The organism is Myroides guanonis, assembly GCF_900114085.1.
GTDB classification, from domain to species: domain Bacteria; phylum Bacteroidota; class Bacteroidia; order Flavobacteriales; family Flavobacteriaceae; genus Flavobacterium; species Flavobacterium guanonis.
Window position 1 is genome coordinate 173,210 of the sequence record NZ_FORU01000001.1, and the last position, 12,926, is coordinate 186,135.

13 protein-coding genes and 1 pseudogene are annotated in these 12,926 nt (G+C 30.5%); 12 read left to right on the plus strand and 2 right to left on the minus strand.

The genetic code is table 11. The features are described from left to right. Position 1 precedes the first annotated feature (1 nt). From BM024_RS00840 to BM024_RS00870, 7 genes are all read left to right on the plus strand, one after another. Positions 2-1,192: a glycosyltransferase family 4 protein gene (locus BM024_RS00840; protein WP_090677561.1), complete on the plus strand. Its 1,191-nt coding sequence runs from the start codon at positions 2-4 to the stop codon at positions 1,190-1,192. Next, positions 1,185-1,799, plus strand: coding sequence for a sugar transferase (locus tag BM024_RS00845; protein WP_090677562.1), 615 nt, complete (start codon positions 1,185-1,187; stop codon positions 1,797-1,799). The genes BM024_RS00840 and BM024_RS00845 overlap by 8 nt, the downstream gene beginning before the upstream one ends. Then, positions 1,777-2,505, plus strand: a complete 729-nt coding sequence (locus tag BM024_RS00850; RefSeq protein ID WP_090677563.1) for a GNAT family N-acetyltransferase — start codon at positions 1,777-1,779, stop codon at positions 2,503-2,505. Before BM024_RS00845 ends, BM024_RS00850 begins: the two co-directional genes overlap by 23 nt. Then, positions 2,498-3,511 carry a GNAT family N-acetyltransferase gene (locus tag BM024_RS00855; protein ID WP_090677564.1) on the plus strand — a complete coding sequence of 338 codons (1,014 nt, stop codon included), beginning with the start codon at positions 2,498-2,500 and terminating at the stop codon, positions 3,509-3,511. Before BM024_RS00850 ends, BM024_RS00855 begins: the two co-directional genes overlap by 8 nt. Before the next feature lie 193 nt (positions 3,512-3,704). Further along, the gene (locus tag BM024_RS00860) at positions 3,705-3,926 is read left to right on the plus strand and encodes a hypothetical protein (RefSeq protein WP_090677565.1); all 222 of its coding nucleotides are present in this window, start codon (positions 3,705-3,707) and stop codon (positions 3,924-3,926) included. After that, positions 3,927-4,241 carry a type II toxin-antitoxin system RelE/ParE family toxin gene (locus BM024_RS00865; RefSeq protein ID WP_090677566.1) on the plus strand — a complete coding sequence of 105 codons (315 nt, stop codon included), beginning with the start codon at positions 3,927-3,929 and terminating at the stop codon, positions 4,239-4,241. After that, entirely contained in the window at positions 4,231-5,367 is a 1,137-nt protein-coding gene (locus BM024_RS00870; RefSeq protein ID WP_090677567.1) for a DegT/DnrJ/EryC1/StrS family aminotransferase, read from the plus strand. Before BM024_RS00865 ends, BM024_RS00870 begins: the two co-directional genes overlap by 11 nt. A 184-nt stretch (positions 5,368-5,551) precedes the next feature. Here the strand turns inward: BM024_RS00870 and BM024_RS00875 are convergent, their stop codons facing one another. Together BM024_RS00875 and BM024_RS00880 are read right to left on the minus strand one after the other, a co-directional pair. Next, complete coding sequence (locus tag BM024_RS00875) at positions 5,552-6,151, minus strand: glutathione peroxidase (RefSeq protein WP_090677568.1); 600 nt, start codon at positions 6,149-6,151, stop codon at positions 5,552-5,554. Between the two features lie 77 nt (positions 6,152-6,228). After that, a pseudogene (locus tag BM024_RS00880) lies at positions 6,229-6,525 on the minus strand (SMUG2 DNA glycosylase family protein); the annotation flags it as partial. Between the two features lie 108 nt (positions 6,526-6,633). On the opposite strand from BM024_RS00880, the gene BM024_RS00885 reads away from it, so the two are divergent. From BM024_RS00885 to BM024_RS13675, 5 genes are all read left to right on the plus strand, one after another. Continuing rightward, the gene (locus BM024_RS00885; protein ID WP_090677570.1) at positions 6,634-6,936 is read left to right on the plus strand and encodes a hypothetical protein; all 303 of its coding nucleotides are present in this window, start codon (positions 6,634-6,636) and stop codon (positions 6,934-6,936) included. Positions 6,937-7,125: 189 nt separating this feature from the next. Next, positions 7,126-7,284 (plus strand): lmo0937 family membrane protein, encoded by a 159-nt coding sequence (locus tag BM024_RS13605; protein ID WP_143077695.1) that lies wholly within the window; start codon positions 7,126-7,128, stop codon positions 7,282-7,284. A 787-nt stretch (positions 7,285-8,071) separates the two neighbouring features. Then, positions 8,072-9,631 (plus strand): helix-turn-helix domain-containing protein, encoded by a 1,560-nt coding sequence (locus BM024_RS00890; protein WP_090677571.1) that lies wholly within the window; start codon positions 8,072-8,074, stop codon positions 9,629-9,631. Positions 9,632-9,863: 232 nt separating this feature from the next. Then, positions 9,864-10,937: a helix-turn-helix transcriptional regulator gene (locus BM024_RS00895; protein ID WP_090677572.1), complete on the plus strand. Its 1,074-nt coding sequence runs from the start codon at positions 9,864-9,866 to the stop codon at positions 10,935-10,937. Positions 10,938-11,454: 517 nt separating this feature from the next. Beyond that, positions 11,455-12,926: hypothetical protein (locus BM024_RS13675; protein ID WP_090677573.1), on the plus strand; the 1,472-nt coding region annotated here is incomplete at its 3' end.

Below are 12,926 nucleotides of genomic sequence, written 5' to 3' on the forward strand. Positions count from 1 at the left end.
AATGAACATCTTATACATTCATCAATATTTCATAACTCCTAATGAACCTGGGGGAACACGCTCTTATTGGATTGCTCAGGAGTTAATAAAAAATGGACATCAAGTTACGATGTTAACTTCCTCTTCTAAATTTATTGAACCTGTTAAGGAGATTACTATTGATGGAATTAGAATTATTTATATCAAAGAGGAATACAATCAAAACATGAGTGTTTTTCAAAGATTAAAAGCTTTTTTAAATTTCATGTTTAAATCCACTCAAATAGCTATGAGGATGAAAGATGTTGATTTGGTGATAGCTACTTCAACACCATTAACTATTGGGTTTCCTGCCTTAATGTTGAAATGGTTTAAAAAAATTCCATATGTTTTTGAAGTTAGAGATTTATGGCCAGAAGTTCCAATTCAAATGGGAGCGTTTAAAAGTCCTTTGATTGTTAAACCAACTCGTTGGTTTGAAAAAACGATTTACAAAAATGCTAAACATGTTATTGCGCTTTCTCCTGGCATGCTAGATGGGGTTTTAAAGTATATCTCAAAGGATAAGACTTCTATGATTCCAAATATGGCTAAGAAAGATGAGTTTTGGCCTCGCGAAAAAGATATTAGTTTATCAGATAGACTAGGTCTTAAAAAGGATTCTTTTAAAGTTATCCATTTTGGATCATTAGGTATTGCCAATGGAGCAGAATCTATAATTGAGTCAGCTAAATTACTCAAGAATGACGAAAGTTTTGAATTTCTTTTTGTGGGAGGCGGATCAACGGAATCTAAATTGATAAAAGAGTGTATTAAACACGGATTAACGAATGTGAAATTTCTTGGAAAATACTCTATGAAGGAGACTTCTGAGATTGTAAATTTAGCGGATGTTTCTATTGTAAGTTTTAAGGATTTACCGATTTTGTACACTAATTCTCCTAATAAACTTTTTGATTCTTTATCTGCTGGTAAACCTATAATCGTAAATTCAGCAGGATGGACTAAAGATTTGGTAGAGAACTATCAATGTGGTTTTTATGTAAACCCTAATAAACCACAAGAATTGGTAGATGAAATTCTACACTTGAAGAATAATGTTGAATTGATAAAAGTGATGGGTGAAAATTCAAGAAATTTGGCAGAAACTGTTTTTGATAAAAGTATACTGACTAAAGAATTTGTAAGAGTAATAGAAAATCAAAATGTATAAAAATTTATTTAAAAGAGTGTTGGATTTTTTAGCTGCATTTTTTGGATTATTGGTCTTGAGTCCTATATTCATATTTGTTACTATTGGTCTGTTTTTTGCAAATCAAGGGAAACCTTTTTTCTTTCAAAGAAGACCTGGAAAGAATGAACGGATTTTTAGTATCATAAAATTCAAAACAATGAATGATAAGAAAGGTGCTGATGGATCTTTGTTGTCAGATGCAGATCGTTTGACTCCGATTGGTGCTTTTGTTCGTAAAACTTCTTTGGATGAAATTCCGCAATTGATAAACGTGTTAAAAGGAGATATGTCTTTGATCGGACCAAGACCATTGTTAGTAAAATATTTGGATTACTACAGAGATGAAGAAAAGATCAGGCATACTGTTAGACCAGGTATTACAGGTTGGGCGCAAGTGAAAGGTCGAAATACTTTGAATTGGAATGATAGATTAGCTTATGATATAGAATATGTTAATAATATATCTTTTCTTTTCGATTTACAATTAATTTTTTTAACTGTGAAAAAGGTCTTTAAATCGGAAGATATTGTAGTAGACCCGAGATCAATAATGCAAGATTTAGATGAAGAAAGAACTCTCAATTAAAAGATTAAGTGATGATAATTATTTATTTGAAATAATTACGATGCATAAGGAGATTTTTATAGAAACAGAGTTTTATGGAAGATTAATCTATTTTGACGATGATTTCAAAAATTATTTTAGAACTATTCTAAGTGACAAAGATCATTATGTTTTCGGTATTTTCTCGGATAATGATATACATGGTTTTATACATTTAAAAGCATTTTCAAATACATTGTTTTTAAACAATATTTTTTTAGATGAGTCCATACGTGGTAATGGTAACGGAACTAATGTTCTCAAGGAAGTTTTGAATAGTGCTTTTATAGTTAATGAAGATTTTGTTAATATTGAGTTAGATGTTTTAGAATCTAATTTTAAGGCTAAAAACTGGTATAGAAAGATTGGGTTAACTCCTTCAATTATTAGTCATTGGTATTTTTTGAAGAAAAGTACTCCATTAGATATTGTGAACTTATATTTAGATTATGATTTGAACGGTTTTAAAGGAGTATTCTTGGATAATACAAAACTTGGGACTATTATTAACGATTCAAGTATAATAGTGCATGACTTAAAAGTTTTAGACTATAAATGCAATTTGCTTTTTATAGCTAAAATAACCGGAGTTCCAAAAGTAAGTAATATTGAATTTTTACAATTTGATTCTTCAATTAGGATGAATAGTAAAATAACTAATGTGCTTAAAACTATGAAAGATGTTTAAATTTGAGATTATTGAAAACAGTTCTGAGAAATGGACTGAAATTGTAAATAAGTCGAGCACTTATGATTTTCATCACACTGCCTATTTTCATAAAATTGATACATTATTTGATTCAAAACTACTGGTTTTTTCGTTTCAAGAAAGTTTTATAGCTCTACCTATTGTGATTAGACCGATAGATGGAACTGACTATTTTGATATAACTTCTGTTTATGGTTATGCGGGACCGATTTATAATTTTGAGGAAAATTATGATGAAACGGAATTAATAGTGTTTTTTAAAAATAGTTTTATAGATTTCTGCAAAGAACAAAATATCGTTTCCGTATTTTCTAGATTACATCCACTAATTGATCAAGAAAGCATTATAGAAACTTTAGGTGAAATAGTAGATTTAAATAAGACAGTATCGATTGATTTAAATCAGTTTGCTGAAGTACAACGAAAAGAATATAGAAAATCTTTGAAATCTGATTTGAGTCAATTAAGAAGAAAGGATATTATGGTTCGTGAGGCTTCTAATAAGGAAGAGGTAGATGCTTTTATAGAAATTTATTACGAAACAATGGATCGTGTAAGTGCTGCTTCTAGCTATTATTTTTCAAAAGAATATTTTTATAATTTTCTAAATAATGATGATTTTACTTCAAAGTTGTTAGTAGCTATTAAAGAAGATAAAGTAATTGCTGGAGCAATTTTTACTATTACTGACAAGATTATACAGTACCACCTTGCTGGAACCACAGAAGATTATATAAGAGATACTCCTATGAAATTAATACTTGATGAAGCTCGGTTATTTGGAAATACTACAAAAGCAGAGAGTTTACATTTAGGAGGAGGAGTAGGAGGACATGACGATGATTCATTATTTCGTTTTAAATCTGGGTTTTCAAAAGATTTCAAACAATTTTCAGTATGGAAATATATAGTAGATCAAAAAATATATGATGAGTTATCAAAGGAAAAAGCGAAATCAAATTTTTTTCCATTATATAGGTCATAAAGACATGTAAGCTTTGTACTACTTAAAACACAACTTTATGAAATCAAAAATAGGATTATCGTCTCCGCATATGGGAGGTAATGAGTTAAATAAACAATAGAACAACGGCATAGAAAACAGTTTATAGTTAATTTTTTTTAAATAAATTTTGTAATTTTGGTTTATAATTGCTTTTGGCTTAATAGAGAAAAAAATGGATATTCAAGCGGATAAAATAGCGTTAGCAAAAATGCTTTTAGAGACAGAAAACCCTAAAATAATTGCATCTATAAAAAAAATATTTAGTACAGAAAAGACGCATGATTTTTTGGAGGAATTATCTGTTGAGCAAATAAAAGAAATAGAAAAAGCTTCTTTAGAAATAGATAGAGGTGAGATAACCGATTATGAGTTGTTTATGCAAAAACATCGCTAAATGAACAGAAAAGTTATTCTTTCTAATACAGCCGAAAAGAAGTTGAATAAACTTTTTGATTACTTGATTGAAAAATGGTCTGTAAAAGTAAAAAACGAATTTATTGAAAAGTTAGATCTTTCTATAAATGTTATTAAAAATCAGCCTGAAATTTTTCCTGAATCAAAGGTGAAAAAAGGATTAAGAAAGTGTGTTGTAACAAATAAAACAACCATCTATTATCGTTTTACTTCTAAGCAAATTAGTATCATCACACTATTTGATACAAGACAGCATCCTCAAAAATTAAATAAAGAATTTAAAAATGAACGATAAAATATGGTTATCCTCACCTCATATGGGAGGTAATGAGCAAAAATATGTAAACGAAGCTTTTGAACAAAACTGGGTGGCTCCGCTTGGACCTAACGTGAATGGTTTAGAGGCTGATTTAGAGGCATACTTGAGTCAAGATATTCATGTGGCTGCTTTGAGTTCTGGTACTGCTGCTTTACACCTAGGATTGATTAATCTTGGGGTTAAACCGGGTGATGAAGTGATTTGTCAAACCATGACGTTTTCTGCTTCTGCGAATCCTATTGCGTATTTAGGAGCGATTCCTGTTTTTGTGGATAGTGAATCTGATACTTGGAACATGTGTCCAAAATCATTAGAAGATGCTATTAGAAGTAGAATGATTGCGACGGGTAAAGAACCTAAAGCAATTATCCCAGTTCATCTATATGGGATGCCAGCTAAAATGGATGAGATTATGGCGGTTGCCAAAAAATATAATATTCCTGTTCTAGAGGATGCTGCGGAAGGTCTGGGTAGTTCTTATAAAGGACAGGCTTGTGGTACGTTTGGTGCTATGGCTGCGCTTAGTTTTAATGGAAACAAAATCATAACTACTTCTGGTGGTGGTGCTCTTGTGTGTTCTTCTAAAGAACAGAAAGACCAAACGGTATTTTTATCTACACAAGCGCGTGATGAAGCTCCGCATTATCAACATTCTCAAATTGGTTATAACTACCGCATGAGTAATATTTGTGCGGGTATCGGTCGTGGACAAATGGAAGTGTTAAACGATCGTGTTACTGCTCGAAGATCGAACAACCAATTCTATCAAGACTTGTTTAGAGATATCGAAGGAGTTACTGTTTTCGTAGAACCTTCATCGGATTTCTTCTCTAACCATTGGTTGAGCTGTATTACAATTGATGAAAAAGTGGCTGGAAAAAGCAGAGAAGATTTGCGTTTGGCTCTTCTTGAAGAAAACATCGAATCGCGTCCGCTTTGGAAACCTATGCACTTGCAACCTGTTTTCTCTGAATCTCCTTTTTACGGTACTACCGTTGCGGAAGATTTATTTAACTGTGGTTTGTGCTTACCTTCTGGTTCTAATTTATCGGATGATGATAGAGCTAGAATTAAAGAAGCTGTTTTAGCTTTTTTTAAATAGTTTATTAGGTAACTAGTCTTCGACGAGATCACTCGCCTAGAATAGAGGTTGGGATAGTGAAATACTAGCGATTGGACTTATTAAAGAACAAGAAAACCCTAAATATGCAAAAAATAGTCTTGCATATTTAGGGTTTTTTAATGGGTTTGATTCAAACAGAGTGCTTTTTTATAACAATAGAAAATTAGGGATTTGTAGACTCAATTAATTTTAAAATCTCCGGATCTTCGGGATCTGTTTTTGGTGAAAAGTGTTTAATTAATTGTCCGTTTTCATCTAATATGTACTTTTGAAAATTCCACGTTACTGCTGAGCTTTCTTTACCGTTTAAGTTTTTATTGGTAAGCCATTGGTAAATTGGAGCTTGGTTGTTTCCTTTAACTTCAATTTTTGCAGCCATAGGGAATGATACTCCATAGTTTAGTTTGCAGAATTCTTCAATTTCTTTATTGCCTCCAGGTTCTTGGAAAAGAAAATCATTACTAGGAAATCCAACTACAACTAATTTATCTTGGTATTTCTGATACAATTTTTCCAAACCTTCGTATTGCGGTGTTAGCCCGCATTTTGATGCTGTATTGACTACAAGTATCTTCTTTCCTTTAAAGTCTGAGAAATCTATCTCAGAACCATCTAATGCTGTTACTTTAAATCCATGTATTGAATTTGATTTCAGGGAACTATTTTCCTTAAAAAACACATTTGTGAATAGATAGGAAAATGCAATTAGCATCCCTAATACTATAACGGCTATAACTACTAGTAAAATTTGTTTGTTGTTCATAATAGTTGTTTTTATTAATTCAATTAAATATACGGGTGAAATTCCTTTTTAAAACAGTTTCAGGTACTTTTCTAACAATATAGAAATAAGAAATTTATTGTTTTTGTTTTTATACCGCATACACTTTCTAATCGTTTGGTGTCTGTGAATAGAATTCCTGTTATTCCTGCTCCGTTTCGACTTGGATTTATTCCTATAATAAATTTACGCTGTTTAAAATCTGAATAGTATTTATTGTAAAATTGCTGCATTACATCCATGGTTTCAGGATTGTCAAGATATGGGTTCATAACTTTGAAACCTTCTGGTAAATCGCCATTATAGTTTAAGCTACTATTGAAATCAATTACTTTATCTGCAAAGGTCTTGGGCATAGGTGAGTTTTTATAAACAATTTTTATAAAAATAAACAATTAAGTTTTATAGTATCAATTTATACGAAATGAGATTTTTTTGGTAAATTGTAAATAAAAATATATAGTATGAAAAAGATGTATCATTATTCTACGGTAGAAAAAGCTCTGAGGGAATTAAAAGAAAAAGGCTATACAATTGATTATAATATAGAAGATAATCATATTTTAAGTGAAGCTTCTAATTATGTAATTAGTGAAATTTATAGATATGAAGGCATGACTAATCCTGATGACGAAGCAACGGTTTATGGTATCACAAATAAAATCACTAATGAAAAAGGTGTTTTTGTAGCCGGAAATCTAGCATTTGCAGATAGCGATATGGCAAAAATCTTATTAAAAATGGAGATTGATGATAAGGATAAATAATTCTTTTTAATTACTTCGTTTATAGACTATAACTAAAATTTATAAATGTTTAAAACTCGTTGTGGTACTAATTAAACTTAAAGTATTGTAGGTGTTATGTAGTTTATTAACATTAAATTTGATTAATTATCTGTTAGTTTGACTTTTTTTTATTAAATTTATTGTTATTAACTATTAAAAGGAAACATTATGAGAGATTTAGTTTGGTTAATAGCTGTAATACTTGTTATATTATGGGCTGTCGGTTATTTTGGATTTGGAGCAGCTGTAGGTAGTTTCATCCATATTTTATTGGTTTTAGCGATAATCGCAGTTTTATATCGATTAGTAACCGGGAGAAAACCTTAGATAATATCACCTTCTCAATTTGGATTAATTCAAAAAGTGAGATGTAGTTAAACAATGTTTATATTATAATGAGTTCGGTATTTTATCGGACTCGTTACATTTAAATCAATTTGTATTATATCAATATTATAATATTGAATATATCGCATAATTTTTATAAATCTATCAATAAAGTAATCTCTCATTTTGGACATACTTTGTTAAATGTAATTCTCTTTTAGTTTATCTAGGTAGTTGTATGTTGTTTTTCAGTTGCGAAGCGGTTTGTCGATATGGACATTATTTCATTATATTTATCTTTCTTTGTCGATAAGCAATTTTGTATTAATTGATTGTTCTTTTTCTTCTGAATTTCTTTTTTTACACAATTTACCATTAGCGTACTTCTGATTGAGATAACTGTTCATAAAAGTATTTATCAAAAATATCTAATTGAGTAAATGCTAGTTGGTAATAAGTGTTCATATATTGTAATTTTTTGATTATCTACTATATTAATATTATCTGATTAGAGGTGTTTTCTCTTGTTTGATTTAATCTCTTATCACGAATTTCGTTAGTTTTTGTAATAATTATCAATATTTTAAAATATATAAAACACTGATAATTAGATTTATGTTGTTTTTTGTCATGGTTAAGTGTTAAAATATATGATTTTTGTGTTATTTTTTTAAATGAATAGCTCATATTGAGAATATTGTAGAATATTAGTATTTTTCGTAAAATATTATCTTAATGTTTGTAATAAAGATGTATTTTTGCGTCTTGTGTAATTAGGAACATTAGAATGAAAATTATATTTTTATTATTAGTTAGTCTACTTTCAGTTCATCATATTCAGGCTCAAACAAATTCAACTTCTACATTTGACAGTATTTATTATAAAACAGCAAATAAAATTTTAGGATTAAATTCTGATGAAGCTCTAGTTGTAGCGGACTCTTTGTACCAATCTTCGGAATCAGGACTGTTAAAGTTACAAGCTTTAATGCTAAGTGCGAATATCTATCAATCTAAAAACAATCAGGTTGCTTCTATTAAACATGCTAGAGAGGCATATTATTTTGCTGTCAAAGAGAATAATTATAGTTGGCAAGCTCGCATTTGTGTGTTTTTGTCTTCTCAATATCGAAATATAGGCCTTCTTGAAGAGGGGCGAGACTATATAAATAAAGCTTTAGAAGTAAATAGTAAAGTATCAAATTCTAGCTCTAAAAAATTGCAAATCGCATTAATTGAACAAGAGTTGGCATATTATGCTTTATTGAAAGAGAAATATAAGGATGTTTTAGAACATGTTTCGAATTATAATAAACTTTTGGACGAACTGGTTGAGTCACCCAATCTCTTATATCAAAAAACTTATGCCGCAGAGTTATCTGGTCGTGCCTATTTAGGATTAAAACTGTATGACCAGGCTGAAAAATCGTTTTTGAAGGGTTTGGATATCTTGAATGATTTAGGGTATTCGGAAGGTTCTTTAAGCGGTTTTATTTATATGGGGCTGGGAGAGGTTTTTGTAGAAACAAAAAACGACACCTTAGCTTTAAATTATTTTGAGCTTGCGGAAATACGTGCTAGATCGTGTAAACACTTAAATTTAGAGATTGCAATTTGCAAGCAGATTACGGATTTGTATAAAAGAAATGAAAATTGGGAGTTATATAACGTGTATTTAAATAGTTTTGATTCACTTAAGACTATTGATAGAAACCTTAGAAGCTCAGCTATTCAAGATGCATTTAATATAAATAAAGAAGAACATAAGAAATCGGAAGTACTCGCACGAGTATATCTCGGTGGAGTAATAATTTTGGTTTTGCTTTTAACAGCCTTTGTTCTTTGGATTCGAATTAAGAAGAATAGAGATTATAAAAAATTTAAGGTTCTTATTGATAATCCTAAGCTAGATAATAGGAGAGTGGAGGAGCAAAATGAACAGAAGCCTCAAAGTGGTTTTGAAAAAAAACGTGTTCTTTCTTTAGAAGCGGAGTTAAAAATACTTGAACATCTAAAGAGATTTGAGGAGGAGCTAGAGTTTTTAAAACCCAATATTTCATTGTCTTCATTAGCTGCTTTTTGCGACACAAATACAAGGTATCTTTCTTATGTTTTAAATCAAAATATAGGAAAAGACTTTAATAGTTATTTGAATGAATTACGTGTTAAATATGGAATAGAAAAGCTAGAGAATGATCCAGTGTTTAGAACGTATAAGATTAGTTATCTAGCTGAATTTTTAGGGTTCTCTTCTCATAGTAAGTTTACAGCTGTGTTTAAAGAAATCACTAATTTAGCTCCTTCTGCTTTTATTGCGTATTTGGAAGAGGAGAGCGATAAAAAGTAAATATACAGGTAGTTTTAGACTACCTACATATACAAATTCACGAATCCTGATAGTCTTGTTTGTGGCTGTTTCGCAATAAGGTCGGTTATTTGCACCCTAATTATATAGTTATTGATGCTGTAGAGGTCTAATGGAATTAAGTTCACCTCATTTTGCTACTGAAGCTCGTTTAAGGTTTTTCTTTAATTTAATTCAGAGTATCAATTGACTATTCGAAAATGAGATTCTTAAAATGAATATTGGTGAAATACTTTCTTTCTTTGTTCTATTCGGTGTTGTTTTATCCATATTGTTTGGCGGTTACTGGCATGAAAAAATAGCTTATAAGCATAAATTAGATAGTGCTTTATGGTGGTTTCTATTTTTTGTTCTACTTCATGTTCTCTATATAATTTTCAGTCGATATATTTTATTAAACGATTTGTTTATTGGCGAGGCGGCACTTTTTAACTTGTTGTATATGCCTTTCTATTGGCATGCAGTGTGTTTGTCTCAAAATAAGCCTACTAAGGTTAGGAATGTTGTTTTGAGCTTTATCCCCGCTGTTCTATTTTGGACGTTTTTCTTTGTTTTGAAGAGTAACCAGGAATGGACTATATTGTATTATACAGCTTTTAAGCAAGCTTTATATGTTTTTTTTGCGTTTTTACTGATGTCTTATGGGGTTTGGGGATTTGCAATTCTTTTTAAAAAGGGAAATAATATTGAAGACCTGCGCTTTAAACAATTGATCGCTATTTCCTCTTTAATAATGATTGTTGTTTCTATTTTGTATTTCATCAATTTTTTCGAAAATATTAATCAACATACTATTGTTGTTTTAAATATTAATTTTTTTGTGCATCTATTGATTCTTGTTCTAGTTCTGTCAATTAATAGAATGTGGTTTTATAGGTATATCGATGAAAAGGAAAGTAGAGATGAGAAAAAACACCTTGATGATCAATTAGATAAGTATCATAAGTCTAGAATAGGAGATAGTGAACTCGAAAAGACTATTATAGATCTCGATGAAATGGAAATTGAGGTATATCTAGATCTTGATTTAAATTTAGAAAAACTATCTACCCATCTCAGAATTTCAAAGTATGAACTCAGTCAAGTGTTTTCTATAGGTCTACAAACTAGCTTTGCTAAGTATGTGAATAAAAAAAGATGTGAATATGCTAGTCAATTACTATTGAATAGAAGAGAGACTAATGATTCTATAGAATCTATTGCATATGAGTCTGGGTTTAATTCAAACACTACATTTTACCGTGCTTTTAAAGAGAATTACGGTGTTCCTCCAAGCAGATATAATTAACTGTATTTGCTCTTCCTTTATACCCTTATTGTCATTTTTATTTTGGAATGCTATAGCCTCCTCTTTTAATTGGGCTTGTATTCGTTCTTTAGATTGATTAGTGATTTTTCTTTTCAATTTGACAATCATATCCCATTATCGTTTTGGTAACTCTTAGGTAGAATGTTTCCGAATGTGTTGTTATAATTTCTTGTCATTTCATCGTTCTGGGACTTTTTTTTGGGGATATATTTTCTTTTTTTTCTTTTCCCTAAGATTATGAGAAAATGTTAAGTGAACGATTATAATATATTGATATATGGTTGTTTGCAAATCTTTCAAATTGTTAGAAAGACAACCTTCCCAAGAAATTGACCGCCTTTTACTTTTTTTTTAGAACAATTTTGCGGGATTCTTATTTGCAATGATGCTTTTGAGAATACTGACTAAGGTTGTCTTCGAATTGACAATATGTTGAGTTTTTGTCTAGAATATTTCGAAGTATAAATATAAATAGAAGTTTAAAAAAAAGGGAAACATGAAAAAAAGATTACTTACGGTTGCTTTTTTAATGGGGGCTTTGGGTGCTTACTCACAAGTAGGAATTGGTACTACCAATCCAAATAAGTCTTCTCAATTAGAAGTGGTTGCAAAAGACAAAGGAATTCTTATTCCTCAAATTGCTTTAAAAAGTTCAACTGACAAAACAACTATTACCCACGGTAATATTACTAGTTTATTAGTGTGGAACACTAATACGATTGCGGATATTACACCTGGGTATTACTATTGGTACGAGAATAAATGGATGCGCATTTTGGATGCAGATGCATTTTCAAAGCTTGATTCTAATACGAAAAACACGTCGTTAACCGTTCAGGGAGATAAACTGGTTCTAACTGATACTGATGGAAAAACAGTTGATATACCATTAGACCTAATCAATATTCCTACAATATTGGTAAAGAATCCAAACGGAACTTACACTTACACTAACGAAACTGGTGCTACTGTAATCATCGATGCAACGGATAACGTGATCAATAACTTTGAAACTATTGTCAATAATAAGGACGTACTAAATGAGCTAATTGAAGTTTTAGGTGATACTTACGTTGGTGGAAATGTATATTATGATGGTGTCAAGTTTACTTATATTGACGAATCAGGTAATTCACACGTAATTAACTTCAAAGATATCGTTAAAGCGAATGAAACGATTACAAAATTAGTTAACAATAACGATGGAACGTATACCTATACGAATGAACTTGGAGATAAAGTAACTATCGATGTTCCATCTGATGTGATTAACAACTTTGAAGATATCATTTCAAACACTGAAGTGTTGAATCAATTGATTACTCATTTGACTAATACTAAAGTTGGTGGGAATGTTAGTTATGACGGGGATAAATTTACTTATGTTGATGAGAACAATGTTGTAAAGAACATCACTTTTAAAGAGATTGTTAAGGCCAACGAAACGCTAACTGGTTTAAAGTACAATGAGGTTACAAATATTTTAACCTATAAGGACGAGGACGGAATTGATACCGTTATCGATTTAAATATTGGTGCAATCACATATGATTCCAAGGAAAATAGAATTACATATTTAGACGGAAATGGAAAATCTACTCCATTGACATTGAACCATACTAGTTTGGTTTACAATAAAGAAACTAAAGTTTTAACGTATACAGATTCTAAGGGAATTCCTCATGTTATTGATTTAGGCGCTTTAGTTGCTGCTCATGAAAGAGTAACTAAGTTGGTTAATAATGCGGATGGTACTTATACTTATTTCAATGAAGCTGAAATAGACGCAGCTGGTAATCCAATTGCTGGTACTGGTGTTACAATCGATATTCCTGCTAGTGTTATTCAGAATTTTGAAGATATCATTAATAATACGGACGTTAAAAACGAGTTGTTTAAGACTATTCACAATAGTTATGTTGGTGGAAACGTGTATTATGATGGAGCTAAATTCACGTATGTAACAGA

Bases quoted from the DNA above. Each gene is read 5' to 3' on its own strand.
- BM024_RS00890 (WP_090677571.1), top strand. From the start codon at position 8,072: ATGAAAATTATATTTTTATTATTAGTTAGTCTACTTTCAGTTCATCAT.
- BM024_RS00885 (WP_090677570.1), top strand. From the start codon at position 6,634: ATGAAAAAGATGTATCATTATTCTACGGTAGAAAAAGCTCTGAGGGAA.
- BM024_RS00845 (WP_090677562.1), top strand. From the start codon at position 1,185: ATGTATAAAAATTTATTTAAAAGAGTGTTGGATTTTTTAGCTGCATTT.
- BM024_RS00875 (WP_090677568.1), bottom strand. From the start codon at position 6,151: ATGAACAACAAACAAATTTTACTAGTAGTTATAGCCGTTATAGTATTA.
- BM024_RS00895 (WP_090677572.1), top strand. From the start codon at position 9,864: ATGAATATTGGTGAAATACTTTCTTTCTTTGTTCTATTCGGTGTTGTT.
- BM024_RS13605 (WP_143077695.1), top strand. From the start codon at position 7,126: ATGAGAGATTTAGTTTGGTTAATAGCTGTAATACTTGTTATATTATGG.
- BM024_RS00855 (WP_090677564.1), top strand. From the start codon at position 2,498: ATGTTTAAATTTGAGATTATTGAAAACAGTTCTGAGAAATGGACTGAA.
- BM024_RS00870 (WP_090677567.1), top strand. From the start codon at position 4,231: ATGAACGATAAAATATGGTTATCCTCACCTCATATGGGAGGTAATGAG.
- BM024_RS00850 (WP_090677563.1), top strand. From the start codon at position 1,777: ATGAAGAAAGAACTCTCAATTAAAAGATTAAGTGATGATAATTATTTA.
- BM024_RS00860 (WP_090677565.1), top strand. From the start codon at position 3,705: ATGGATATTCAAGCGGATAAAATAGCGTTAGCAAAAATGCTTTTAGAG.
- BM024_RS00865 (WP_090677566.1), top strand. From the start codon at position 3,927: ATGAACAGAAAAGTTATTCTTTCTAATACAGCCGAAAAGAAGTTGAAT.
- BM024_RS00840 (WP_090677561.1), top strand. From the start codon at position 2: ATGAACATCTTATACATTCATCAATATTTCATAACTCCTAATGAACCT.